The organism is Paraburkholderia sp. UCT2, assembly GCF_014397665.1.
In the GTDB taxonomy this organism is placed as follows: domain Bacteria; phylum Pseudomonadota; class Gammaproteobacteria; order Burkholderiales; family Burkholderiaceae; genus Paraburkholderia; species Paraburkholderia tuberum.
Map to the genome: position 1 here is coordinate 41,446 of NZ_VZQO01000022.1, position 25,302 is coordinate 66,747.

19 protein-coding genes and 1 pseudogene are annotated in these 25,302 nt (G+C 57.0%); 3 read left to right on the forward strand and 17 right to left on the reverse strand.

The window, feature by feature from the left end; genetic code table 11:
* Positions 1-484: 484 nt before the first annotated feature.
* Positions 485-784: pseudogene (locus F6X39_RS19445) on the reverse strand (IS30 family transposase); the annotation flags it as partial.
* Positions 785-1,233: 449 nt separating this feature from the next.
* Between F6X39_RS19445 and F6X39_RS19450 the strand changes: the two are divergent.
* Positions 1,234-2,454 (forward strand): glycosyltransferase, encoded by a 1,221-nt coding sequence (locus F6X39_RS19450; RefSeq protein ID WP_187617758.1) that lies wholly within the window; start codon positions 1,234-1,236, stop codon positions 2,452-2,454.
* On the opposite strand, the gene F6X39_RS19455 is transcribed toward F6X39_RS19450, so the two are convergent.
* Both F6X39_RS19455 and F6X39_RS19460 read right to left on the reverse strand, forming a co-directional pair.
* Positions 2,444-2,794 (reverse strand): hypothetical protein, encoded by a 351-nt coding sequence (locus F6X39_RS19455; RefSeq protein WP_260335190.1) that lies wholly within the window; start codon positions 2,792-2,794, stop codon positions 2,444-2,446. The genes F6X39_RS19450 and F6X39_RS19455 overlap by 11 nt on opposite strands.
* 425 nt (positions 2,795-3,219) lie before the next feature.
* Positions 3,220-4,230 (reverse strand): GlxA family transcriptional regulator, encoded by a 1,011-nt coding sequence (locus tag F6X39_RS19460; RefSeq protein WP_187617759.1) that lies wholly within the window; start codon positions 4,228-4,230, stop codon positions 3,220-3,222.
* A gap of 471 nt (positions 4,231-4,701) precedes the next feature.
* Between F6X39_RS19460 and F6X39_RS19465 the strand changes: the two genes are divergently transcribed.
* Entirely contained in the window at positions 4,702-5,469 is a 768-nt protein-coding gene (locus F6X39_RS19465) for a class I SAM-dependent DNA methyltransferase (RefSeq protein ID WP_187617760.1), read from the forward strand.
* Positions 5,470-5,692: 223 nt separating this feature from the next.
* On the opposite strand, the gene F6X39_RS19470 is transcribed toward F6X39_RS19465, so the two are convergent.
* Both F6X39_RS19470 and F6X39_RS19475 read right to left on the reverse strand, forming a co-directional pair.
* Positions 5,693-6,853 carry a DegT/DnrJ/EryC1/StrS family aminotransferase gene (locus tag F6X39_RS19470; RefSeq protein ID WP_187617761.1) on the reverse strand — a complete coding sequence of 387 codons (1,161 nt, stop codon included), beginning with the start codon at positions 6,851-6,853 and terminating at the stop codon, positions 5,693-5,695.
* Positions 6,850-7,371: a hypothetical protein gene (locus F6X39_RS19475; protein WP_187617762.1), complete on the reverse strand. Its 522-nt coding sequence runs from the start codon at positions 7,369-7,371 to the stop codon at positions 6,850-6,852. Before F6X39_RS19475 ends, F6X39_RS19470 begins: the two co-directional genes overlap by 4 nt.
* A 399-nt stretch (positions 7,372-7,770) precedes the next feature.
* On the opposite strand from F6X39_RS19475, the gene F6X39_RS19480 reads away from it, so the two are divergent.
* Complete coding sequence (locus F6X39_RS19480; protein WP_187617763.1) at positions 7,771-8,721, forward strand: GDP-L-fucose synthase family protein; 951 nt, start codon at positions 7,771-7,773, stop codon at positions 8,719-8,721.
* A gap of 143 nt (positions 8,722-8,864) precedes the next feature.
* Here F6X39_RS19480 and F6X39_RS19485 read toward each other — a convergent pair whose 3' ends face one another.
* From F6X39_RS19485 to F6X39_RS19540, 12 genes are all read right to left on the reverse strand, one after another.
* Positions 8,865-9,950: an IS630 family transposase gene (locus F6X39_RS19485; protein ID WP_187617764.1), complete on the reverse strand. Its 1,086-nt coding sequence runs from the start codon at positions 9,948-9,950 to the stop codon at positions 8,865-8,867.
* 38 nt (positions 9,951-9,988) lie between these two features.
* Positions 9,989-11,155 carry a glycosyltransferase gene (locus F6X39_RS19490; RefSeq protein WP_187617765.1) on the reverse strand — a complete coding sequence of 389 codons (1,167 nt, stop codon included), beginning with the start codon at positions 11,153-11,155 and terminating at the stop codon, positions 9,989-9,991.
* Entirely contained in the window at positions 11,140-12,543 is a 1,404-nt protein-coding gene (locus F6X39_RS19495) for a hypothetical protein (RefSeq protein WP_187617766.1), read from the reverse strand. Before F6X39_RS19495 ends, F6X39_RS19490 begins: the two co-directional genes overlap by 16 nt.
* Before the next feature lie 45 nt (positions 12,544-12,588).
* Positions 12,589-13,707 (reverse strand): GDP-mannose 4,6-dehydratase, encoded by a 1,119-nt coding sequence (gene gmd / locus F6X39_RS19500; protein ID WP_184036592.1) that lies wholly within the window; start codon positions 13,705-13,707, stop codon positions 12,589-12,591.
* A gap of 55 nt (positions 13,708-13,762) precedes the next feature.
* A complete protein-coding gene (locus F6X39_RS19505; protein WP_187617767.1) occupies positions 13,763-16,009 on the reverse strand; it encodes a polysaccharide biosynthesis tyrosine autokinase in 2,247 nt (748 codons plus the stop codon).
* A 511-nt stretch (positions 16,010-16,520) separates the two neighbouring features.
* On the reverse strand, positions 16,521-18,593 hold the full coding sequence (locus F6X39_RS19510) for a hypothetical protein (protein ID WP_187617768.1): 2,073 nt from the start codon (positions 18,591-18,593) through the stop codon (positions 16,521-16,523).
* A gap of 24 nt (positions 18,594-18,617) precedes the next feature.
* The gene (locus F6X39_RS19515; protein ID WP_187617769.1) at positions 18,618-20,045 is read right to left on the reverse strand and encodes a lipopolysaccharide biosynthesis protein; all 1,428 of its coding nucleotides are present in this window, start codon (positions 20,043-20,045) and stop codon (positions 18,618-18,620) included.
* 141 nt (positions 20,046-20,186) lie between these two features.
* Entirely contained in the window at positions 20,187-21,338 is a 1,152-nt protein-coding gene (locus tag F6X39_RS19520; protein ID WP_222945261.1) for a glycosyltransferase, read from the reverse strand.
* Positions 21,339-21,388: 50 nt separating this feature from the next.
* Positions 21,389-22,258 (reverse strand): glycosyltransferase family 2 protein, encoded by an 870-nt coding sequence (locus F6X39_RS19525; protein ID WP_187617770.1) that lies wholly within the window; start codon positions 22,256-22,258, stop codon positions 21,389-21,391.
* Positions 22,221-22,859 carry a putative colanic acid biosynthesis acetyltransferase gene (locus tag F6X39_RS19530; protein ID WP_222945262.1) on the reverse strand — a complete coding sequence of 213 codons (639 nt, stop codon included), beginning with the start codon at positions 22,857-22,859 and terminating at the stop codon, positions 22,221-22,223. Before F6X39_RS19530 ends, F6X39_RS19525 begins: the two co-directional genes overlap by 38 nt.
* Positions 22,860-22,925: 66 nt before the next feature.
* Positions 22,926-24,476 carry a GMC oxidoreductase gene (locus F6X39_RS19535; RefSeq protein ID WP_187617771.1) on the reverse strand — a complete coding sequence of 517 codons (1,551 nt, stop codon included), beginning with the start codon at positions 24,474-24,476 and terminating at the stop codon, positions 22,926-22,928.
* On the reverse strand, positions 24,466-25,281 hold the full coding sequence (locus F6X39_RS19540) for an aldo/keto reductase (RefSeq protein WP_187617772.1): 816 nt from the start codon (positions 25,279-25,281) through the stop codon (positions 24,466-24,468). Before F6X39_RS19540 ends, F6X39_RS19535 begins: the two co-directional genes overlap by 11 nt.
* Positions 25,282-25,302 lie beyond the last annotated feature (21 nt).

The following is a 25,302-nucleotide window of genomic DNA, read 5'->3' on the forward strand; positions in this document are numbered from 1 at the left end:
CGGTTTATTTGTTGAGCGGCTTCATGCTGTTGCTGTGAATATCTACGAAATGGCATGACCGCCAAGCGCACTGCTGGTGGCAACCGTGAAGGCATTGGACGAGGCGTTCGGTCTCGGCGTAGTGCGATTCGGACGCGAACACGCAGAGGCCCAACCGGACGACTCCCGCGCTGTTGTCCAATTCGCCGTGGGCGTTGGGTTATTCGATTGGTTCTTCAATGCGCGAACTGGATATCGCGCACATTTTCGAGGGTGCTATAAGCGTGGGTTAGAGTTCAATAAACAGATCATCGAAGCGCTGCGCCGTTGCCTCGATGCGAAACTACCTGATATTGTCATTGGTCGGGAACTGGATAAAAACTTCGAGGACTGCGGCGAGACAGAGATTCCGAGAAGCCTTTTAATGGACTCGCTTGTGCCTCACCTGTCAAAGGTATGGTTCTGTACCAAGCTTACCCGACCGTCTCAGCAACGTGATAGTGCCGTCAGTACCCTTGGGCAGATACTGCCGCAGCAGCCCGTTGGTGTTCCCGCAGGTACCGCGTTGCCATGAACCGTGCGGATCGCAGAAGTACACACGCACGCCGGTGGCGGCGCTGAGCTCCTGATGCCGGGTCATTTCCTTACCCTGGTCGTAAGTGAAGCTCTGGCGCAGTGGGGCGGCGATCGAATTCAGTTTGGCAGTGAAGCCCGCCAGTGCCGAAGCGGCGGTGGCGTCTTCCATCTTCGCCAGCAGCACCAGTCGACTGGTGCGCTCAACCAGCACGCCGACGGAAGACTGATTGCCGGCGTCGGCTCGTGCTGAGCGACTCCGCCGGGGCAGACGCATAGCCCACGACAGAACACGTGTTTCTGGTCAGCTCGCGGCTCACAGTTCGGGCCATGGCCGAACACTCGAACCCTGCTGCTTCATGCTTGCAATGGTCATGCGCTCTTCAGGCTGAAGCTGCTGATACGTTCTTCTTTTTTGCATGTGCGCACCTTACACGAGGAAGGTGTTGCAGTTCAGATTTGATCGCGCCGTCTGTTTCACATTGCTATTGCAAACGCGCCGCGTCGTCGGCCAACTACTTGCCATTATCCGCCAGTACCGGCGGCTGAACCTGAAGTTACATTAAGATTTCGCTACCAAGATATCGCTAACGAAGCCGATTTTTCTGCATAGCCCGGCCTATAGCAGAAGACGACCTACGGAAAGTCGATTCGAGGCGACAAACGAATGCGGAGACCACCATGCCGAACCCGCCCGCCCCGCGAGCGCTGATCTGTTTTTGGGAAGAGTACATCGGGGCGGCCCCGAGCATCATCAATGCGATCCGTCGGTTGGCTGAAAATGGCTATCGAGTCGACGTAGTCGTGCGAGATCTTGGTGCGGATTATCCGGACGCGCCCGGGTTCCCAGCGGGTGTGACGATCATAGCTCTGCAGAAAAAGAACCGGGGCCTAGAAAGCCAACGATGGTGCCCGGCGTGGATACGAAGCGCATTGAATTGTGCAGCATTGGCGGTTAGCGTACATGATTTCGCGTTCGGAGCGGTAGACGAGCTGCGGGGACGATCCTACGACGTCGCATTCGGTGTTGACCTATTTGGTTTGATAGCGGCAAACGCGGTGGCTCGTAAATCAAAGGTTCGTCGCCTGGCTTACTGGTCACTCGAAATATATCTACTCAGCACTATCCGAAACCCAGTCATACGCTGGGCGAAGAAGCGCGAGATCTCGCTGAGTCGTGGAGCAGACCTCGTCATAGCTCAAGACGAAGAGCGGGCGCGTTCGCTAGCTCTCGAGAACGGATTCACTGAGCAGCGCATAGCATATGTGCCTAATTCCCCTATGGGTCGTCCAGGCGGTGTCGACACTGCTTTTCTTCATCGCCGATTTTCACTGCCGCCCAATATCAGGATCGTCTTACATGCAGGCATGATTTCTCGAGAAATGCAATCCATTGAACTGGCTCGCGCCGCAGCTTCGTGGCCAGACCCCTATCGATTGCTATTTCATGAACGGCGCCGCCGTACCATCGATGATCCGTACATCCGCGAAGTTTCGAACGCGAGCCAGAATCGGGCTATCTTGTCACTTGATCCAGTTCCTTATGACCAGCTCGATAGCATCTACGCATCCGCATGGGCAGGGGTGGTTTATTACGCGGACGATATAGGGCCAAACTTTCACCAGATGGCAGCGGCATCTGGGAAGTTGGCATTTTGCCTGCGAAACGGGATCCCGGTCGTAGTGCGAAATCTGCCTTCGCTACAGCGGATGATGGATGTCAGCGGATGCGGAATCGCTGTCAGTCAGCCCTCCGAGATACTGGATGCGCTCTCTCGCATCGCAGAAGATTACGAAGGTTACCGAAGGCGCGCACTTAGTTGCTTTGACAACTCTCTTGACTTTCGGCCGTTGTTTGACGAGGCACTGGAGCGCCTCGTATCCAACCAGGCTATAGCTTGATCTGCTGTTTATGAAAGAACGAGCAAGAATCGTGAAATCGTGGCAAAGTCGCCGCGAACGAATCGACGCAACCCAGCCGCACCGGCATCTTGCCCGTATGCGAGGCATCGCCGATGCGGGCTCTGACCATCTGCGCATGCTCGATCAATGGCCCCGCCAACTCCACCAACGCGCGCCCCGTTACATTCGGGCCGCGCTCTGGCTCAGGCCGAGCTGCTTCGCGGCACGTCATCGAGCCGCTTTCGCACACGGCGACGAATGCCTGTAGCGCGCGCAGATCGATCGGGGTCGGGGTTCGTCTCTTGAAATGCTCCGCTCGCATGGGTGACTTGCCGGTCATCCTGTGCGGCACGACAGCATGGTGCCGGGGTTCACAGGGTTGGTGTGCAGGATGAGTAATTGCATTGGCTCGGCATAAGTTTGCCTAATACAAAATTGGTGCGCGCATCCGCCATGCTGTCGGGCCGAGCCAGATCGACCAGCAGTCCCGCGTCGCCGACTTGCTCGCGCAGCGCCTCGAGGTCCGGGTAAAGGACCGGTACACCCAGACTGAACGCCTCGAGTGGCGCTCTGTTTGAATTTAGATTGCGCGAGCTTGCTGGCGCCGTTCGTGACTGATTAAGGCAGGTATTTGGCCGGTCCGACGGCTTCCTGAGAAAAGCCCTTGTGCAAGGCTCATATGACGCTCATGCGACCCTCGGACATCGAGCTTCCGAGGCGAACAGATGCGTGAAGATCTGTTTCTCCTCGAAACCTGGCCAGTTCCTAAGCGGACCTCTCCACAGGATCGGCCGTGGCGCCGCTTTTCTTTCGACAGCGGTATTCCGTCGCCGACATCGAGAATTGCCTCCTGAACACTTTCGAAAGCCGCTCGCCATTCGTCAGTCCAACCCTGCGAGCGATCTTGTCTATCGGCAAGTCGCTTCTGACCAACAGTTCACAACTGAGATCGAGGCGCGCTCGCAAAAGATATTCCGACGGTGTCACTCCCATCTCGCGCTTGAACAGACGCAGGAAGTTCCGCTCGCTCATCGCCACCGTACGAGCCGCGTCGCCTATTGAAACCGGGCGTCCGCAATTTCGTTCGAGCCAGCGCGCGGATTCCTGTGCCTTTTCCGCCTGCGTGTTCGTTCCCATGGTGCTCAGCATGGTCGCCAAATTCTGATCTTTGGAGACGGTGAAGTGATCGGCAACCGCTGTCGCGATGTCGTATCCGAGGTCCCGCTTCACGAGCGCGAGCGAGTTGATCAGCGCATCGCCGCCTTCGGTCGACGCCGCGACGTTAGACGTCTCCGGACTCCAGATGCCCGGATCGACCGAAGCCCAATCGCGGCGAGAAATGCCCGCTGCCGCCAACAGCAAGTCGCCGTTGCCGAGAGGGTTGACGACGCCGGTCTGCGAACATGCTATGGTCAATAACCCAATGAGCACCTCGTCGGCGGCTGCACGCTTTGCGCCGGGTCCGCCCGCAATATACAGTGCGTCGAAGCCTTGGAACCGCTGGCCGCCCAGGCGCTCGGTCCAAACGCAAACGGATGACGAACAGGCTATCATCCCACCGCAGGCAGAGACTAGACGGACGCTGTAAGTTGCGTTTCTTCTCAGACTGCGAGACTGAATCTCGTTGGCGATATGAAGCACCTCGGCAAGGGTGCCCGCTTCCAGCAGCGAAAAACCGTCGTACAACAAAATTCCTATGAGCTTGACCGCGCGTTCTTTAAATCGGTGGAAAATACCGTTATCTCCTGCATCGCCTAAGCTGGTAGCGTGGGACATGCCGTTACCTCCATTTTGCTTCGGTTCTGGATCGCTGCTCTGGCTTGCGTTGGAACGCTGTGGAAAGCGTATGACCTCGTGAGCTTAGTGCCATATTCGATCCACCATTGCCGCGCTGTCCGCCAAAAGCATGTTTCTGGCCGAGAACGTCGCTCCCAGTATCAACAAGACCAAAACATCGTCTGATTTCTTCAGCGCTGAAAGTGAAAACCATAAAGCCGCTCATCAGGGTTTCCCGACCCACTGGACTTGCTGAGCGATAGACCGATCAGACGGCGAATGCTTCAGCAAGGAAACGACCCGTCAACACCTTGCTGAAAACGGTCATGCATGTAGTCTGAAAATCCCCGCTAGATACCCTTTCTCATGAGCACCCTGAGCTTTGGCTTTGGTTGCCTTCGAATAAACAAGAGCCCGTTCGCGTCACGCGTGACTTCGCCACCACCATACGACCAGACATGGAGTCGCTTCATGAGCTTCAGCACGAGATATTCGCAATACTATGATCTTTTCTATGATGACAAGAACTACAAGGCGGAAGCGTCGTTTGTCACCGGATTGCTCGGGCGGTACGGAATAGTTGGAGGTCACGTGATGGATCTAGGTTGCGGCACCGGACGCCACGCGGCGGAATTCGCAGCCGCGGGATTTTGTGTTTCTGGCGTTGACATGAGCGCCGATATGCTTGCCCGAGCCGCTGCCAGGTGTACCACTCTGCCAGGCGCAGTAGCGAAGCGACTGACGTTTCAGCAAGGCGACGCGCGGATCGTCCGCACGAATGAACTCTACGACGCAGTCGTCTCGCTCTTCCATGTTGCGAGCTATCAAACGACCAACTCCGATTTCATGGCGATGTGTCACACCGCTGCGATGCACCTGCGGCCATCAGGACTGTTCGTGTTCGATTGCTGGTACGGTCCCGCGGTCCTCGCCGCTCCGCCCGACGTACGCATCAAACGCGCCTCCAGCGAAGAAACCGCCGTGATACAAATCGCCGAGCCCACGATGCGTCCTCATGACAATACTGTCGCGTTCAACTACACCGTCCTGCTAACGGATTTGAAAACGCTGTCGATCGAGACCGTCCTCGAGACGCATGTGATGCGCTACATGTTCAAGCCCGAGATCGAACTGATGCTGGACCTCAGCGGATTCGAGGTCCTGGACAGTTTGAAGTGCATGGGCGGCGAGTTGGGTGCTACCGATCTCTCAGCGACATTCGTCGCGAGAAAACGGTGATGCTCGGAAACAGCCCGAGCGAGAAAACGTCGGAAAAAGCAACGAATGGCATGTCATAGCCAGCCTCGTCGATGAGTCGAGGCTGAACCGCCAGGCAGTCCCGCGCTGGCTAAGCGCATCGCGTCAAAGCGGCTCGCCGAAAGCCGCGTGCCACCACCTGCCACCCGGATCAAGTGTTTGTTCCGTTGCGTGACGGGCCATATTTGCTGCGGCGAGCAGTCGGTCAGCACCGCGCTGAACTTGACCTGCTGTTGCAGAAATTTCGCGAAAAGGCGGTGGCCAGCATGTCGCGCACCACGCCCACCGTGTAGTCCTGCTGTGCTTCGGTAAGCGCGAGACCACTCGGCAGATACAATCCCCTTCGACTCATGCGTTCCGCAATCGGGAAATTCTCTCCCTTGAACATCCCTTGCTTGAGAAAAACCGGCTGTTCGTGCATCGGCCAGAAGAACGGCCGCGCGCTGACACCTGCCTCCGCCAGCATGGACCGGAGCTCGTCGGCATCAAAGGGCAAGCTGTCGTCCAATACCATACCGAAGACCCAATAGATATTCTCGGCATATGGCAATGCCACCGGCGCCATCCCGATTCCCGGCACTCCCCGCAAAAGGCTTTCGTAGCGGCGGCCCAACTCGCGCTTTCGCGCGATGTGCGCATCTAGCTTCTCGAATTGCGCTAGCCCGACAGCCGCCTGGAGGTTGCTCATCCGATAATTCCAGCCAAGCTCTTCGTGGACGAATCGCCTCTCAGGCTTGAAACACAGGTTTCGCAAACTTCTCGCGCGCGTAGCCAGCTCGTCGTCGTCGCAGACGATCATGCCCCCTTCCCCCGTCGTGATGTGCTTGTTGGCGTAGAAGCTGAAGCACGATATATCGCCGAAACTGCCGCACTTCGCTTCGTTATAGGATTGTCCGATTGCCTGCGCAGCATCTTCGATCACAACGAGGCCGTATTTCCTTGCGATATCCAGCAACGGAGCCATGTCCACCGGCAGACCGAAAGTGTGCACGGCCATGATCGCCCGCGTCCGGCTCGTGATAGCGCTTTCGATCTTCGTCACGTCCATGTTCCACGTATCCGGACTTGAGTCGACCAGTCTCAAGCGGGCACCGGTGCGAACAATGGCCGATGCGCACGATATGATCGTGTGCGTGGGGATGATAACTTCGTCGTCGGGACCGAGCCGTAGAGCCACCGCCGCCACGTCCAACGCAGCGCTGCCGTTCGCGACGGCAATCGCGTGTCTGCGGCCGACGTAACCCGCCATCGCACGTTCGAAACGCTCGACGAACGCCCCGTCCGAAGAAATCCACCCGCTTTCAATGCATTCGTTCAGATAGACGCGCTCCTTTCCGTCGAGCAGGGGTTCGTTGACCGGAATCATCGCGCGCCGTCCTTAACTTCAAGCTCGACGCCTGGGCCGTTACTCGCTTCACTGCATCGGCTCAGGTGTGCGGACGCGAAGCGCAATTTTTCCTGCTCTCCCATATAGGGCCCTTGTTTGACTTCGAAGAAAGACGCGTCCTCAAGCATCTCGAAGCCGTGACCGCCCGACGCCAGCAAGATGACATCGCCCGCGTACAATACACGGCTCGACAGGTAGTCCTTATCGGGCGTATAGAACTTCACCAGGACACGGCCACGCTTGACGAAGAGCACCTCTTGCGTCCATTCGATCTGCCGCACCAACTTGCAGTGAAGATGCGCGTCGATCACTTTTCCGGCGGGATGTTCCATGTACGCGAGTTGCTGAGGAAACTCCTTCGGAGTAAAGAAACTCACACCACTTCTCGAGAACGAATCCCGGATGATCATGGCGAGCGTTTCACCTTCGAACGAGACTACTTCGAAATTCGATTCATGAACGACCTCTGCGTTGCCCGTTATCGATAGAGCTTCCATTTTTGTTCCTCGAAGAGAGCCCGTAGTATCCCGACACACCGAACCTTCCGGGAGCAAGGCCGCTTACGATATAAATTGGCCCACGGAGGTCCTTCATGCGTCCCCCCCGAAGCTTAGGATCGGTTCGGCGGCCACACGGTCAGATGGCCGAATACGGAATGAAGTTGGCTGACCGGGGTATTACGTTGCAGCGTCACCTCGCGCATCTTTATATCCTCGGCAACGACCGCGGAGAGGTACACACGGACCGCGCCAATATATTGGCACCGTCCGCCATGACCTTGAATGGTCCATATGCGTTGCTAAGCTGATGAAACCGCACGTCGTAGCCCTTTGAATCAAGTGGCGGGGCAACTCACGTTCCGACCGACGTGTCTCTCTCGACTATTGGCCATTCACATGAACAAAAACTCTCGCATCTATGTCGCCGGACATAAGGGAATGGTCGGCTCGGCTCTCCTTCGGCGCCTTGCCAGCTCCGGATATGATCACGTGATCACGGCCTCGAGACAGTCGCTCGACTTGCTGGATCAGCGCGCCGTGATGGATTTTTTCGCTCGAGAGCATATAGACGTCGTCCTCCTGGCCGCAGCCAAAGTCGGCGGAATTCATGCCAATTCGACTCAGCCGGCTTCATTTCTCTACGAGAACCTCGTCATCGAAACCAATGTGATTCATGCAGCATTCAAGAGTCACACGCAGAAGCTCGTCTTCTTCGGTTCATCGTGCATCTATCCAAAGATTTGCCCTCAGCCCATAAAAGAGGATTACCTGCTCACGAGCGCTCTCGAACAAACCAACGAAGCCTATGCCATCTCAAAGATCGCGGGTCACAAGCTTTGTGAAGCGTATAACAAGCAATACGGAACGCGCTTCATATCGGTGATGCCCACGAATCTCTATGGCCCCAACGACAACTATGATCTTCAAGGCAGCCATGTGCTGGCCGCGCTCATCCGCAAGGCGCACGAGGCAAAGCTGAACGGACTCGAATCGCTCCCGGTATGGGGCTCCGGATTGCCGCGACGGGAATTCCTTCATGTAGACGATCTGGCGTCCGCGGTTCTCGTCCTGCTGAGCAACGACCTGGTCGAGGGCATGTTTAATGTCGGATATGGAAAGGACATAGCGATTGCCGACCTCGCACGACTGATCTGCGATGTCGTCGGTTTTTCTGGATCGCTGAGATTCGACTCGTCGAAGCCCGATGGGACGCCGCGAAAGTTGCTCGACGTATCGAAGCTCGCCGCTCTAGGTTGGTCGCCCACAATTACGCTCAGAGAGGGCATCGCCTCAACCTACGCCGACTTCGAGAATGACGTGCAGCGTACCGGGCTCGCCAGCGCCTGACGAATTCACGCGGCGTGCGCGATCCTGCACCACGGATTGAAGTTCCGCCCCTGGTATCCAGGGTACCCGTCTGCCGACTGCGGTTCCTGTCCCTCAATGCCAGCAAATCATGTCACTTTCAAGGCCACGACAGGTCATTCCGGTTAGAGCGGCTTGATCGACGCATCGGCCTGGTCCGTTGAACCGGATGAATTGCACCGGATTCGCCGCGATGGATCGGAGTACTTCCATTTCAATGGGCGCGCCTGCTTGTTGTATTGACAGATATAACGCATGAGCTTTTTGTTGAGATCCTTGGTGCTGGTGACTACGCCACGCGCAATGTCGTCGCGCTGGATGCGTGCAAACCAGTTCTCGACCTGATTCAGCCATAACGAATACGTCGGGGTGTAATGTATCGACACTTTCGGATGGTCAACCAGAAATGTTTGAACGGCGTTGGTTTTGTGGCTGCTCACGTTGTCGCAGATCACGTGAATCTCCTTTCCGCGCGGCTGTGCCCATACCACCTCCGTGAGGAACGCAACAAACTGGGCACTGGTATGGCGTGGCGCGGTTTTGCCCAGCACCTCACCGGTGGCAACATTCAATGCGGCGAACAGGCTCAGGGTGCCGTTGCGTTTGTATTTAAAGCCATGGCTCTCGGCGCGTCCAGGCGAGAGCGGCAACATCAGGTCCTTGCGATCCAGCGCCTGGATGGCTGTCTTCCCGTCCACGCAGAACACCACCGCATGCAACGGCGGATTGAGGTACAGCCCGATCACGTCGGCTACCTTCGCCTCAAAGTCGGGATCGTTGGACACCATGTGGGTATCGAGGCGATGTGGCCGAATGTCGTGCTTGCGCCAGATACGCTGCACCGTCATGAAGGCCATGCCCAACTGTGCCGCCAGTTTGCGGCTGCTCCAGTGTGTCGAGCCGTCGGCCGGCTTACGTCGCAGTGTGAACTCGAGCACCCTCGCTTCAAGAACCGCCAGGTCAGGTCGTGGTGCCCGGCCTGGATGTCTGCCGTACAACCCAGCCAAACGCTCACTGGTGAAACGCATTTGCCACGTTGTAATGAAACGCGAATCGCAACGCAATTCCGCCATGATCGCCGCACGCGAGGCTCCTTCGTCGAGCAGCAAGATCAACCGCGCACGCCTCACCTGGCCAACGGCCATCGTGCGGCTGCGCTGCATCGACATCAGCTCTTCGCGCTCGGTTTCGCTCAGATTCATTTTGCCCATGCACTATTAGCTCAGTGCAATTTCATTGGTTCAATGGACTAGTCCTTGATTCGACTGCTCAAAGCCCTGGATATCGACCTTTCTAGCGCGTCTCGCGTCAGAAGTTGGGCGGCTGCTTTCATTGCCCGCTCGATGCTCATGCGTTTGCGGCGATACGTCTGCTCTGCGTTTGCCAACGCATCGGCGATGGACCTTGCATCCGCGGAAACAAAGCATATGGCGTCGTGAATCTCCTTCATGCTCATCGGGGGAAGTTCGGTGGAAATGACCAATCTTCCCGACGCGACATATTCGACAACCTTGAAAGGAAAGACCCCGTTACCCATTTTCTCTATCGAAACATGCGGGTTCACCAGCACGTCACAGTCGGAAATCAATTTGAACAAGACTTTTTCGTCCACCCGACCGTGGAAGTGCACCGGGTAATCTTCGGCGGACAGCCTGACGAACTCGCGTGCCAGCGGACCCGTTCCGCAGACGTGAAACATGAGGCGTCCGCCGGACTTCCGGATCAGGTCGAGAACCACGTCAGCTCCCTTCTCGACGCTCAGCCCACCGAAATAGCCAACCATCGTTCTAGCATCTGCCGTTCGCGAGAATGGACGCCGCTGTCCACAAGCTTCAATGAGATCGTCCGACACCACGCCCGGACACAGCACCACGGGACAACCGCTGCGTTGATGTTCGCGTGTCGATAAGTGATCGTTAACCGCAAGACATAACGATGGAGCGGGTAACACGTATCGCCATGCGATAAAGTCGAGCAACGGCTTCGGATGCCAGCGGCGACGAGAAAGCAGCCAATCTTCGAACTGGAGGATCAGACGCGCACCGAACCGGTGCGTCAGCACGCGAGCGAGCATCGACTCGAACGCGTACGCGTTATAGATCCATACGGCTTCGGGCTTGCCGACCTTCGCTATCTCATCGCTCAGCGCCAAGACTTCGAAGAGGTTCAGCAGCTTGCCGATGGGCCTTACAGGGTAGCAGCGAAGCGAAATCTCCCGAATGCGTTGCGTGCCGATGACGGAATCCCGAAATTTTCTACGTGACCATCCTGCCTCTATGTGGCCCGTATTGATCAAAAGAACATCCTCAGAAAGTTGCGATGCCAACGCCAGAAAAAACTCCACCTTGCGTGCGGCGCCCAGATTCACATTCGCCCCACGATTAGAGGCGCTGTAAGGCGCTATGAAAACAAGCATTTCTGCTGCTCCACGTCAGCGACTCCTGCTTCAGTGCCACGCAAGTCAACTTCAGTGCCACGCAAGTCAACGCCACGTGATCGACGCGTGGACAAATACGCGCCGAGAGAGCACCCGTAGATGTCCCCAAAGCAGAGCATCAGAGTCGTCACCAGTGGATACTGCTCGAATAGGTTGATGTCCATGCAGGCTGCAATCGTGATCCCAACGAACACCACATATCGAACTGACTGACGCCTCGAATGACGCGGACGGATGCGCCAGAAAAACGCCGTCGCACCCGTCGCGAAAATTAGCATACCCACAATTCCGATTTGAAACTGCATCGTCACGAAGGCGTTATCGATGAGCAGATTGAACCGGTATTGCTCAGGGTCGACGCCCGAACGCTGGAGGAGCATGACGGCTGTGTTCGTGCCTACGCCGAGGCCCCGCCCCAAAAAGAGTTCTCCCGGAGTTGCCTCTGACAACTGCTCCGCTATCTTCCCGAGGTTGGATAAACGACCGCCTTCGTCGAGTTGATCAGTCAGCACATCACCGCGGCCGACCGCTTCCACCATGTGAGAATAGCCAACGATTGCGAGCAAAATAGCAATCGGTAGCGCAGTCACCACCAGCAGCATCCGATCATTACGGCTCAGCCGTCCCCCAAGCGTTTCCCAAACTACTACGCCGACGATGGACGCGATACTGAGCATAGCGAATCGCGTTCCCGAAGAGACGGCAATCGCGACTGCGAGGGAGAGCAATATAAGCCGATACAACAGCCGGGCGCGGTCCAGAATGAGCACCATGCTTGCAAGCGAAATCGCATACATACCTGCTAGCGCCGCGTTACTGAACAGGCCCGTGTACCGATCCTGCATAAATAGAACTTGCTGTATTTGTCCGAGTTGTATCCATTGTCGCAGGACAACGTAAAAGTCCAATGCGGCAAGCGCGAGCAATGCGAGGACGAGGGCCGTTTGTCCCTGCTTCTCGGCCGGCAGCAAACTCGCGAACAAAAACAGACCGAATGACGCATGAATCAGCAGAACCCAGCGCAATCCCGCAGGTAGGAAGAACAATGGCGTCCAACCTGCGATGAACGGCACGAGTCCCACCGATACGATGCAAAGAATCCACGTGAAGAACATCAGAATAAACGTACGCATTCCCCCCCGAAAGCGATTCAAACCGAGCGCAAGAGGCCACCCGACTCCGATCAAGGCGATGCTCGCGTCCTTCACGTACTTGACAGCACCTGCGTCATCCATGGCGGCCGAATTTAAGTTCCAGACGTTGATTGCTCCGGTGCCGAGCGCGCCAAGCGCCTGATCCGCGTATTGAGCCAAGCCTGCCGCGAAGACCGTAAAGACTGCGAGTGAAAATACGAAACGCGGCGACATTCCACACGCTCCTGAGTTACATGCCGACTCGGCCAAACTTCGTCCTTACTCGTGATGCTCCAACGCCCTGTAGCCAGCCAGCGTGATCAGCGCATCCCGCTTGGCGATCTGATAGTCGGACAACACCATTTCCCTGACAAGAGCGCCGAACGTCACGGTCGGTGCCCATCCGAGCTTCGCGTGGGCTTTCGACGGATCGCCGAGCAAGGTCTCGACCTCTGTCGGTCGAAAATAGCGAGGATCCACTCGCACGATGACCGTCCCGGGCGCGACCCGGCATTCCCGGCCGCTCACACTTTCGACGATCCCGACTTCATCGACTCCGCTTCCGTCAAACCGAAGCTTGATGCCGAGTTCGCACGCCGCCTGCTGAACGAATTCGCGCACGCTGTATTGCACGCCAGATGCAATGACAAAGTCTTCCGGCTCGTCCTGTTGCAACATGAGCCATTGCATCTGGACGTAATCGCGCGCGTGTCCCCAGTCGCGTTTCGCCGACAAATTGCCAAGGTAAAGGCAATTCTGCGAACCGATTGCAATACGTGCGATGGCGCGCGTAATTTTGCGCGTAACGAACGTCTCGCCCCGAACGGGTGATTCATGATTGAACAGAATGCCGTTGCAAGCGTATATGCCATACGCCTCGCGATAGTTGACCGTGATCCAGTACGCGTACATCTTCGCTACCGCATACGGACTGCGCGGATAAAAGGGCGTGCCCTCACGTTGCGGCACTTCCTGCACGAGTCCGAACAACTCCGATGTCGACGCCTGATAGAACCGGGCCGTCTTCTCGAAGCCCAGAATTCGCACGGCTTCTAGCATGCGCAGCGCACCCAGGCCGTCCGCGTTCGCCGTGTACTCAGGCTCTTCAAACGAAACCGCAACATGGCTTTGCGCGGCGAGGTTATAGATCTCATCCGGTTGCACCCGCTGAATAATTCGCAAGATGCTCGACGAGTCGGTCAGATCACCATGGTGAAGATGAAAGCGGCGCTGCGATGCATGGTCGTCCTCATATAAATGGTCGATGCGATCCGTGTTGAAGAGCGAGGTGCGCCGCTTGACGCCATGCACTTCATATCCTTTGTCGAGCAGGAATTGAGCAAGATAAGAGCCATCCTGGCCTGTGATACCGGTGACCAGTGCAACCTTGTTCGACATGGTTCCTTCTCCTTGTTTTGATACTTCGCTGTGCGTGATACTTCTTGTGATTCGTTTAGGCTGTCCTGACATTGGACTCGCCGTCGCTTTTGCCGTACCCGTCGTACCTGCCGTAGCCTGAACCGTATCGCGCCTTGTCGAGCGGAACATCGGTAAAGAGAGTTCCTGCCACGTTCACGCCACTACTGCGCAACCGGTTGAGCGCCTCATACAGTTCGTCCACCGGATGCCGACCGTGCCGAACGACCAGCAGCGTTGTACCGGCCTGCCGGCCGATCAGCGTTGCATCGGTGACAGCAAGCACAGGCGGCGTATCGACGACGACAGCGTCATACCGCCGCGATGCAACATCGAGTATCTCGCTCAGTCTCCGAGTCGTGAGCAAGTCCGCGGCGTTTGGCGTCTCGCCCCCGCGCGGGATCAGGTCGACGCCATTCATGACATCGCGGACGACCACGTCGTCAAACGCCGCACCTTTTAGCAACTCGGTCAAGCCGGGGCCGCCAGCCGGGTTGAAGGATCTGTGTATGTCGCCCATGCGCATGTCGGCATCGATCAGGAGCACCTTTTTCCCGCCTGTCGCCAACACGATTGCAAGATTGGCCGCGACAAACGACTTTCCTACCCCGGCACGGGAACTTGTGATCATCACGACATTGTTCCTGACTTCCGATCCGATCGATTGCAACGCTGTTCGCAAGCTTCGCACGCCTTCGACCGCGACATCCCCTGGCCATACCGCAGCAAGCACATGTATGCCCGGAGCCTTGCGGCGCATTGCCTCCTGCAAACGAATTTGCCGTTCGCTGTGCGGCACGACAGCGCAAACGGGTATTCCAAGGGCTGCCTCGATCTCGGCGCTTCGCTCGATTCCACCAGACAACGCCTTGCGAAGGAACGCGGTGACGATTCCCAGTACAAGCCCAAGCACGGCAGACAACGACAATAGTACCTGCCAGTTAGGCTTGCTCGACTTCTCGGGGGGCACCGCGAGATCGACAATGCGCACGTTGCCTACGTTGCCCGCCTTGACGACACGAAGCTGTTGCGCACTGTTCAGGAGATTCGTATAGAGGTCTGTGTCGACCTGAACGTTGCGCATCAGTCGCACTGCGTTTTGCTCCTTGTCCGGCAAACTGGCAACACGCTGGCTCAGCGCTTCGCGGTCTTGTTGCAATCGGGCGATCTTCGAGTCCACCGCCGTAAGTAGCGGGTAACCCTCCTTGTAATGCTGCGAGATGTCGTCGCGCTGCTGCAAGAGTCCGCGCAAGGCGGTATCGAGATCGACAACCTGTTGCAGCAACAACCGGCTTTCCACACTCAGATCGACGGTTCCATTGCTATTACGAAAAGCGTTGTACTTATCCTCTGCTTGCTGTAATTCGTCCCGCAGCTTCGGCAATTGACCCTCGAGGAAGAGAAGCGAGTGTTCGGCCTCGGACGTACGCCTTGCAAGATCCTGAGCGAGATACTGCTGAGCAACCGCATTGACGATGTCCGCAGTGCGCACCGGGTCGGGTCCCTCCAGGGCAACACCGATCATGCCGGTTTGCGACTTTCTTTCTGAAATGACCAAAGCATCTTTCAGCGCGAGGATCGTGGCCTCTATCGAACTTGACTTCAGTGTAAATTCACCGCCGGGAGAAGCGGATAACTTATTGACGAGAAGATGCACCTTGCCGTCGCCGAAAGGCACCACCAGCTCGTGGCCGACTTCTCCTTTTCCGAGCGCTTTGCCGTCAGGCGAAATCAACTTGAAGTACGGGGCCTGTCTCGCCTTTACGATGAATTCGTGGCCGATTGCAGCATGAGGAACATCGAATTTCGATACTTCGATCGACTCGTCGCTCCAGGCGAACTGCCGCAGTCCAAACAGGGGTTTCATGCTGGCGGATCCGCTGCGGAGTCGCGCGATCCAACGGCCAATAAGTGGGAAGTACCGAGGTTGCGCCGTAGTTTGGAGATTCAGTTGCTGCACCGCCTCGCCGACCACCAGGCGTGAGCGAATGAGTTCCATCTCGGCGTCTGCACTGGCTTTCACCCTCGAATCGAATATCGAGGCAAGCCGGCCCAACGCTTCGGCTTCGGGAGAACTGGACGCGGGTGTGCCAATCTGTATGAGCGCATCGGCCCGGTACAAGGTCGGATGCATCAGGCCGTACAACAATCCCAGCGCGAGAACGCCGAGCGCAATCATGCCGATTAGACGCCAGCTCTCGCCGATTGTGCGAAGGTAATCCGAGATGGAGATCTCGTCGCCCTGCAGCGGATCATCGCGCGTGATCTGTTTCCTTGAGGCCATGGTTTCTCGGGTGGAGTGCTTTGCGCCCGCCAGCGGGATAACGCCAGGGGCAACCAGTTACGGAAGCGACGACGCATTGACCGTGCGTCCATTTAGACAGGTACGCTGCTACTACTTCAATGACTGAAATTCGAGAACGCGGAACATTCGCCGCCGTAGTCTATTTTAGATAAGCCTGCTGCTTGCGCCGTGTCGAGACCGAAATCGCCAAGATGTTGTCGGGCACGATAGGACGGTCGTTTAGAATGAAACGATCCACTGGCCAGTAGCGTGCCCCCTGGTGTCGTGAGTTGGAAATTCGTTTCATTAATTGGTTTTGCTGCCAGCGGTGACGAAGTGCTGCTTGAAGAGGCGTTCAGATTCTCGCAGGCCGTCCTCCGTCAGCACCACGGATTTTTCGCCAGCGTCTGCTGCTTCATTTTGTTCTGCCTTCCTTATTCACTCCGATCTATAACGCTCGGAGTAGCTCTGCGGTGGACTTGATCAGCTTTGCCCCAGATGCGGGGTCCGTCTAAGTCTCGAACGGCCGGTTGCCGATCATCACGACGTGGTGTGCGCCATGGACAGTAGCTCGTAGTTCCAGCATGTTCCGCGGACTTACAGCAAAACGCAGGACATCGCTTCCCGACACGAGCGTTCCAACCGGAGCGCTCGTACTATTACGCGAAAGCTGCAGCAGATAGAGACCGGACGACGCGCTCTCTACGTGGTTCGCATCGCGTGACACCAGCACCATGACTGCATGCCCTTCTTCGTTCTTCGGGCAGGAAATCTCAGTGTCGAAACTGCCGCCATCGAAATGCACGGTGTAGAGGCCCAATCCACCGATCCGATGCCTGGCATCCTCCAATGCGCGAAGCGCTCCACTGCGTATCGTCACATCGTCGGTGAAAGTGGTGGCAGGCAGGGTGTAGCGAGGCTGCGGTTCTTTGAAAACACAGTCCGATGACTGGACGGATCCGACAGGGCCGTCAGATCGAACGACCGAAACGCCGAAAGACTGCTGGATGTTGACACCGGAAACGCAGGATGAGACGTCGAGTTCTCCTATGAACGCCGGGACGAGGACATCATGACCAAGGTAAGGATCGTCCCATCCAGCGCCAACGGCACCGGTTCGCTTGCGATGGTCGCGATAGCCGACGCGTTCCATATAAACGCCGTTGAAGACAGCCGATTGGCATGCATCAACCAGCACCGCTGGACGCGGCGAGTAAGCGTGCGTTATTTGCATGAAGACATTGCTATTCGAAGGGCGCGCATAGCGCGCCATGACGCGTATGCAGAATCCGCAAATGCCCCGATAGGGATACGCCCTCGCCGGTGACGCGGCATTGGTCGGCGCGCTGAGTCTGCGCTCGTTGTTGATTGACTTGAAGAACGTGGCATCGAACCATTGATCGATCTTGCGCTCATCGTCGCCATAGACGCGGTCATAGATGTTACGTACGTTGATGATGGTGCACTTGTCCGCGAAGCCGCCTCGTTCGTTGTAGTCGTCGTTGCGATCGACCCATTGCCCTCCGACAAGAACAGGGACGCCCGTGCGCAGCGCCTCGATATTGCTGAACGTGCACTGTTCCAGCACAGCCGCATAGATACCCACCCCGCAGCCGACAAAGTGAAGTCTGTCAAAGATGCAGCCTGCGAGCGTCGCGGACAGGGCGCCAAAAGCCATGAAGCAATCCACGCATGTCAGATTCTCGAGCCCTGCATTCATCGCCGTGTCGAATTGATCGAGCAAGCCGAAAGTGACTGGCTGCGACGCGTCCGCCATGCCGTACCGATAGTTGCCCTTCACCACGGCGTTATGCCCATATAGTTTGACCCCCGGCCATACGCCTACGCAATAGGGCTGTCGCATGGGAGGCTCAGACGGGAGTCTCCCGCCTTTTCCCTGCTTAACCGTGCCATCGTCGTGACAAGGGATGGCCAGCGTTCCGCGCGCGGCGGCAAGGTAGAACGTGCCGTTATCAAGCACAACGCACTGAGTCCGACCCGTCGATGCATAGAGCGATCCTGCGAAAGCGACGGCGCGATTGATCGCGTCACCGTCATCCGTCGTGCCGTCACCGCGTGCACCGAACCATCGGGCATGGATGTCGCCCTCGAATACGCGCTTCCAACGCTTTCCGCTCTTCGAAACCAGCACTGTGCCACCATTGTCCCGGCTCAAGACGTCGGTAGGATCGAGCCAATAATATGCAGCATCCAAATCGCGTTCGCCCGCAGCGTGCTGAAAAACGAGCAGTCTCGTAAGCGGTCCGCCGTAGTCACGCAAGCTGGCGTAGCCCTGAATCGGACCTTTCGCAAGCACAAATTCAGCGAGGTGTCGGATTTCGGTGTATGCGAGCGAAGACCTGGTGACTATCACCCTGTCGTCGGGCGACAAGTCGCTCACGGGCTGCATCGAGGTCGAACCGCTCTGCGTGTGCGACGGCTGCAGTCCCGATGCCTGCCGCTGCGCCGCTTGTGCAGATGCGCCAGACAGGCCGAAGCACGCGGCCATGATTCTCCTCAAGGCTCCACGTCTGTTTTTGAGCGCGTCCCCCGCCAACCGCAACTTTTCCTGGAAGTCGGCCATACGTTCAGAAGGTGGGTGTGACAGTCACGAAAGCGGACCGAGCGACGCGTGCGCAAGAATCCGCTTCCTGCAGAGGCCGACATAGACGCCATAGTCGGCGATGATGCTCGCAATGATGGACGACCAGACCACCCATTCCACTGTGCCGAACTTCAAGAGCAGACATACCTTGAGCGGAATGGATACCGCGCTAAAGATCAGCACGGCAAGCAACTGGGGGCGTAATTCGCTCATTCCATTCAGAAAGATGGTGAAAGCGTTTCCCATTGCTTCGACCACCGCCAGCATCCCCGCCGCGCACAGCAATGGGAAAGGTACAACCAGGTGATTGCCCGTCCAAACCTTCAGAAGCCAGGGGGAAGCCGCCAGAATCAGCGCGCTTGTCAGCACCGCGATGCCGCCCGTGACGCCCATGGACACCTTCAGCGTGTGCCTGATGAACATCTTCTCACCGCGCGAGTGGGCGTCGGCATAGAGACCCCAGAGCGGCCCCGACAGCATGGCCATCCCGACGGTGATCGCCTGGAACAAGCGCTGCGCAACGGCCAGTCTCGCCACTTCCTTCGCGCCGAGAATGTTTGAAACGATCAGGGGATCGCATGCGCTGCCGCATATCATGCCAAGTTGAAGAATAAGGAACATGCCGCTCGTCCGCAGTAGCAGCCTCGAGTCTTGCCACCCCGTTCCCAGCCATATGCCGCGATGAACTCTAAAAATCCGCTCCCGGCGAAGACGCCAAACGAGAATCAACGTCGTGCCGACCTGCATGCCATAGGTAGAAAGCACGAGATACGGCAACGGTGCGCGATAGCGGTTGCAGAGATAAAGAAGCGGTAGCGAGAAAAAGTATCCGATCGCAGCAGCGATATGTGGCTCCCATGCTCGCTGAAGACCATAAAAAACCTTTCTCACGCCGCTTAGTGGGATGTTCACGCAAAACAGCGTGATGAAAACCACGGTTGACTCCACCGCTTCTCTTGTGACGTCTGCCGATTCGATCTTGAGCAGCCTTTGGAAGTCCAGCAACCTCACGGCACCAACGAGCACAGCCCCAGCGGCTGCGCCGATCACCACGAGCAGCAGTACGCCGCGAGTCGCAATCGTCTGCAGTTTCTCTTGATCGCCGCTCGTTTTCGCGTCCGCAACCAGGTTGACGAGGCCGTTCGCCACGCCAAGGTCAAGCACCGACAACATCACTGCGAGGCTTGATATTGTCATCCAGATGCCAAAGCGCTCTTGCCCGAGATACGGAAGCGTCAAAGAGACCGAGAGCAGCACTACCGCAAAGCCCATCGCGGCACTCACCGCATTGCATGCAGCGGAACGCGCGGCGCGCACATAGCGATCCCTGTCGCGCCCTTCCGAGGCTCCGATACCAAACGGCAAGCGACGAAAACAGAGCCGCAGGATGGAGACCGGTGCGCGCACGAAAAAATTATCTGCAAGCGGCATTGGAGCGTGTGATCCTCTGACGCTGCTCTTCCGCGAATGAGATGTCCTGGAAGGGGCAGCAACGGTTGAGCGTAAAATCGCGCTGACGAACTCAACTTCCTGCGACAGCCATCCTGCACGCGTGTGTTAAAGCAGAAATGCTTACGCTACCTGCTTGTTCATCAACGCGATATAGTTCTGCGCGACTCTGGAGATATGAAACCGATTGTTGAAACACTGCTTTGCCGAACATTGCATCGCAACCTTCTCGTCGTCCGGCAGCATTGCCCATTGCGTCAGAAGGCGGGTGATACCCTCTCGCGTGTCGTCGTCCACGAACCCGGCTCCATCGGCAACGACCTCTTGCCAGATTCCAACCTTGTCGGTCAAGAGCACCGGCACGCCGCACGCTAGTGCTTCGGCCACCACGACGCCGAAGTTTTCCTGATGCGAGGGCAAAACCATGACGTCGGCTGCGCGCAGCAGGGACCACTTGTGCGCCCCCGTTACCATGCCTGGCCAGCTAACACGATCCGCGATGCCGAGCCGCACGGCCTCGCGACGCAATCTCGCCCCGAGTCCATGATCATCGGGGCCTGCGACGACGAGGCGATAGTCGGTGCTCAGGTTCTGGAGATCGTGAAACGACTGGATTAGCAAGTCGCAGCCCTTCTTCTCGTGAATTCGCCCGAGAAAGAGGATAATCTTGCCCGGCGTCGCTAGCGAATGCCGCTGCGCAACGTCCAACGTTTCCGTCGAAGGTGGCGGTGCCGTGCCAATCATCATCATCAGCTCCTTCGCCCTGTACAGCGGAAACGCCAAGCGCGCCAGTTCGCGCTCACTGTCGGTGGTGAAGAGAACCCCCTTCGCATTGCTGATGACATGACGCTCCACAAATATCCAATAGACTAGCTTCTTGGCATGTTTCAACGGGCGGCCGATGTTGAACCATGGATCGAGCATGCCGTGCGGCATCACGAAATATGGGATCTTTTGCGGAAGAAGCGAGAGAACGGCCGCCGCGCTGTGGAACTGCCATATGCCGTCTACGATAATTGCATCGTACTGGTTCGCATGCTGTCTCAGCCACCCGACAAGCCTGAAGTTGAGCGCGTATTTGCCAGCGTGGTGGCCTAGCCTCACAACCAGATCGAAAGCATTGTCGTCCGATTTGTCAGCATCAATAGATGAGTCAAGACAGACAATGTCGATAGTGTGTCCGGAAAGCCGGAGCTCCGTCGCGAGCCGTTTGAGCGCCTCAGCAGGACCACCATATCTTCGCTCGATTGACGAGATAATGTGAAGGGTTCTCAAGGCGAAATCTCCGGCTGACACTGAGATTCATCATAACGCGCATGTGCGGTTCAACTCTTCAATTCTTCGCTTAACGTAGGGCGATCGACTTGCGTTCTCGCCGCCCTCATCTTCTCCCTGACTTTCAGAACGATAAAGTACTCATAGACCGACTGCAGCGTCGCATACACCAAGCCAGGGTGTCCGTCGAGGAAGCCTCGACGAACGAAGTAAAGTAGAACGAACTTGATCACCGGGCGGCATGGAAGTTGGTAGAACAGGCGCTTTTGATGATAGCGGCGAGTCTGGAAATCGGCCGCAAACAGCGCCTTGGAAAGGCTGAACTTGTTGCCGTTCGCCTTATTGCGAAGGAACTGATCTGCTTCCAGCGAACTGTAGGCGTTATGCCGTGAAAGCCAGTGCGATAGCCCCTTGCTGAAAGGGAAGTGATCGAGATAGCCGTCGAGCCGGCCAGTCTTGCCATCCACCACGGTGACGGGATTGACGAGCCGTTCATAGTGGATATGCTGGGGCCTGAAAAGCCGAACGAAGTACGGAGAAGCCTGCACGTGCCTGAGCCACCTGTCATTGAAGAAGTCGCGGCGTCTAATCTGAAACGCCACCGCATCGCCGGCGTTCGAAACCGCCGTTTCAATCTCCGGTACGAGCAATGGGGGAACGCGCTCGTCGGCATCCAGATACAGCACCCATTCGTGCTTGAATGGGATGTTTTTCAATCCCCAATTCTGGTGAGTGGACCAGTCGTCAAATGGTCTGGAGATCACGTTCGCGCATACCGAGCGAGCGTACGCGACGGTCCCGTCTGTGCTGAGCGAATCAAATACGTGGATGTCGTCGGACCACCCGATGACGGTCTCAAGACAACCAGGCAAATCCTGTTCTTCATTCTTCGTCAGCACTAGTACAGACACTTTGCTCATTGGGCTCTCCGTGCTTGACTCTAAGAGAAATCTTCCTTGCTGGCATGCCGGCATACACAGTCCATTCATCCAGCAGACTCCGCGTTACCACTGATCGCGCGCCTACAACCGCTCCCGGCGCGATACGAATGCCAGGGCAAACGAAGACTTCAGAGCACACCCACGCGTCCGATCCCACAATAATCGGCTTTGCAGTTAGCTGAAACATCGGATGGTTGTAGTCGTGACTTCCTGTACAGAGCTGCGCGCCCTGCGATATCGTGCAACGCTCACCTAACGTGATGCGTTCGATCGAATACAAGTTCACTCCATTGGCAACGCCTGTAAAGTCGCCGATCGAAAGATTCCATGGCGCCCAGATGCGCACACGCGGATAGACGTGAACACCTGCGCCTATAGTGGCCCCGAATAGTCGCAGAATCCAGCGACGCCACGCATGAAAGACACGCGGCGTCGGCACAAAGAAAACGATGTAGATGACGCCCCAAAGAACCCTCAGAAATCTGTTCGACAACGAAAATGAAGGTCCCTGTCTCGAATTCACGCCTTTCAGGATGATGCTGGGATGAACGCCTTCCCGGTTGATTGCATCTTTAGGCATAGACTCCTCTCTCAACGGACCATCGTAGCGTCCACACGGCTCAATACCCGCGGTTGGCGGAAAGCATCAAGCTTTTGGCGGCGTGCTGCCGGCAGCGTGCTGATTGACACATCGCATCCCCAGCAGCAGGAGCATCATAGTCGGATTCGCCCCACCTCCCGTCGGCAAGACTGACGTGGCAAGCAGCTGGACATTCGCGACACCGAAGAGGTTGAGGTTTTTGTCCACCACGCCATCGGCGGGGCAAGCACCCATGCGAGTCGAACCTGTCGGATGGAAGATGCCTTCTGCGTTATCGATGTTGGCCCAGATTTGCTGTGGCTCGATCGATTTCCATACGCCAAGCGAGGCGAATTTGCTCGTTCTCCAGGTTCTTTTAAATAGTTCCGATGTCTCGATTACGTTTTCTTTGTCTTCCGTGGACAACCTCCAGTTGATCTCAGCGAGTGGCAAGCCGAAGCGGTCGCAGCACGTATCGCTGAGAGTGATACGATTGTTGGGAGATGGAACCTGCTCAACCACCGCATGGACAATCAGGCGCGAGTGGGCGGGAAACAGTAGACGTTTATTCACGAGCCTCCACCACATGGCGCGCGCAAGCCAGGGGGTATTCGCAATCAAATCGAACATTACTCGTGGCGGCGGTGACTTACGACGCTGTACATTCCGGAATATGTCCCGTAGCACATCAAAGCCACCGGGTTTCTCAACCTCGAACCCGATGTGGCAGAAACCTGGCGGCAGATGCCGCCGCGCCTCCGCTTGTGGCGCTAGCTCGAAACGAATATTGCGCATTGAACCGGCGGCGCCGAATCGAAAGCCGACGATCTTGTTTAGCAAAGCGCTTTCGGAGGCGACGATTTCCGCTACTTCTGCGGAAATATGATCCGTGAAGTTATGACCGAGCGCAGACGTAAGGGCGGAGACGGCTCCATTGTTCTGACGGTCGATGAGCAATGCCAGACGGGTTGTTTCGATCGCGCCAGCGGCGACGATGAGCTTCCTCCCCGAGATAGCTAGCCTGTCACCATTTTGCGATACCGCTTCCAGTCGGACGCCTTCAGTCTGAGTTTTGATTTTGACGACATGAGCATTCAACCAGACCTGAAGGTTGGCTGCCGCAGCGACGTCAGCGTCCAACAACGCCGCTACATTGCGCTTCCGGAATTCTGGCCACTTGGCGAGACGATTGACATGGGTGCCACCGAGTTCGAACGGAAAGGAGACGTCGGAATACGGACCCGGTTCCAGGGAGAATAGCCGCTCGACGTCACCGATGAAAGGAGTTAGTTCATCGAGTGAGATCGGCCAGTGGGCATTGCAGAGATCAGAGTTTTGGAAGGGAATGAGGGCACCGCCCCATCGCATCGAGGTACCGCCCAGGCATCGGAAACGTCCGTGCGAGGCACCCTTGTAGAACATCCCCTGCTGGACGACTTCATTGAGCGGATGCGTGTCCTCTTCCTGGCGCAATCCGCCGGTTTCCAGGCAGATGACGGTTGCGCCTGTCTTCCGCGCCAGTAGTACGCTGATCGGTAGGCCGACGGTTCCCGCGCCGATGACTATGAAATCGGCTGCCCGCGATATCGCGCCCTGCCCGCCCAGGTCATTGAGCATCGGCCGTTTCCTCCACGAGCCGGGCATATTGCTGCAGCCTGGCCAACTGCTTCGTGCTCACGATGATTGCGCCATTGGTATTGCGAAGTAGTGCCCGACGCAGAACCTCTGTCACGGACAGCGGCGACCCCTCCTTGCGGGACGCGGAGACATAACCATAAGTGATCTGGAAGGGCTTGCGGTAGCAGGTCAGTACATCAGCCTCGCGACCGGTGAGACTGTCGTGGACCTGAATGAAACGGGTCAGTTCGGAGCCGGCAGCGAGGAACGGTTCGACCTTATCCGTAGTTAGCGCGAGGCCGAAAGTACGGACCGTTCCGTCGCGTAGGAGACTCTCGAGCCATTTCAACCATTCATCAGTATTGAGCAGGGAAAGTTCAGGCTCGTGCAGCGCGTAGATGTCGATAGAGTCACGCTTCAGACGACGCAAACTGCCCTCGAGTGTTCTCTTCGCTCGGGCGACTGAGAAATCCACCGTTGGACCCGAGATGGTCTTTATGAAGCGCCCTGTCGCCTTGCGAACAAAAACAGCGGCCCCGCTTTGCTCCTCGCCGCCGGGCGAATAGATACCGACTTTGGTGGTGACAGAGACCTCCGGTCGTGCTTTGAGAACGTGGCCAAGATCGCGCTCGGCCAAGCCAAAGCCATAGTAGGGGGCCGTGTCGAAATGGGTGAACCCGGCGTCCACCGCAGAGAATAATAGTCGTCGTCTTGCTTTTTCTGAGCCACTGTTGAAAAGACTGGCGGTGCCGAATATGAATCTCGAAAGTACGATGGGAGTCCCGGTCAACTGAACGCTTTGCACGATTAGCTCCCGCTAAATGCA

Excerpts from the sequence above, each read along its gene's own strand:
- F6X39_RS19450 (WP_187617758.1), top strand. The coding sequence starts at position 1,234 with ATGCCGAACCCGCCCGCCCCGCGAGCGCTGATCTGTTTTTGGGAAGAG.
- F6X39_RS19455 (WP_260335190.1), bottom strand. The coding sequence starts at position 2,794 with ATGACCGGCAAGTCACCCATGCGAGCGGAGCATTTCAAGAGACGAACC.
- F6X39_RS19460 (WP_187617759.1), bottom strand. The coding sequence starts at position 4,230 with ATGTCCCACGCTACCAGCTTAGGCGATGCAGGAGATAACGGTATTTTC.
- F6X39_RS19465 (WP_187617760.1), top strand. The coding sequence starts at position 4,702 with ATGAGCTTCAGCACGAGATATTCGCAATACTATGATCTTTTCTATGAT.
- F6X39_RS19470 (WP_187617761.1), bottom strand. The coding sequence starts at position 6,853 with ATGATTCCGGTCAACGAACCCCTGCTCGACGGAAAGGAGCGCGTCTAT.
- F6X39_RS19475 (WP_187617762.1), bottom strand. The coding sequence starts at position 7,371 with ATGGAAGCTCTATCGATAACGGGCAACGCAGAGGTCGTTCATGAATCG.
- F6X39_RS19480 (WP_187617763.1), top strand. The coding sequence starts at position 7,771 with ATGAACAAAAACTCTCGCATCTATGTCGCCGGACATAAGGGAATGGTC.
- F6X39_RS19485 (WP_187617764.1), bottom strand. The coding sequence starts at position 9,950 with ATGGGCAAAATGAATCTGAGCGAAACCGAGCGCGAAGAGCTGATGTCG.
- F6X39_RS19490 (WP_187617765.1), bottom strand. The coding sequence starts at position 11,155 with ATGCTTGTTTTCATAGCGCCTTACAGCGCCTCTAATCGTGGGGCGAAT.
- F6X39_RS19495 (WP_187617766.1), bottom strand. The coding sequence starts at position 12,543 with ATGTCGCCGCGTTTCGTATTTTCACTCGCAGTCTTTACGGTCTTCGCG.
- gmd (WP_184036592.1), bottom strand. The coding sequence starts at position 13,707 with ATGTCGAACAAGGTTGCACTGGTCACCGGTATCACAGGCCAGGATGGC.
- F6X39_RS19505 (WP_187617767.1), bottom strand. The coding sequence starts at position 16,009 with ATGGCCTCAAGGAAACAGATCACGCGCGATGATCCGCTGCAGGGCGAC.
- F6X39_RS19510 (WP_187617768.1), bottom strand. The coding sequence starts at position 18,593 with ATGGCCGACTTCCAGGAAAAGTTGCGGTTGGCGGGGGACGCGCTCAAA.
- F6X39_RS19515 (WP_187617769.1), bottom strand. The coding sequence starts at position 20,045 with ATGCCGCTTGCAGATAATTTTTTCGTGCGCGCACCGGTCTCCATCCTG.
- F6X39_RS19525 (WP_187617770.1), bottom strand. The coding sequence starts at position 22,258 with ATGAGCAAAGTGTCTGTACTAGTGCTGACGAAGAATGAAGAACAGGAT.
- F6X39_RS19530 (WP_222945262.1), bottom strand. The coding sequence starts at position 22,859 with ATGCCTAAAGATGCAATCAACCGGGAAGGCGTTCATCCCAGCATCATC.
- F6X39_RS19535 (WP_187617771.1), bottom strand. The coding sequence starts at position 24,476 with ATGCTCAATGACCTGGGCGGGCAGGGCGCGATATCGCGGGCAGCCGAT.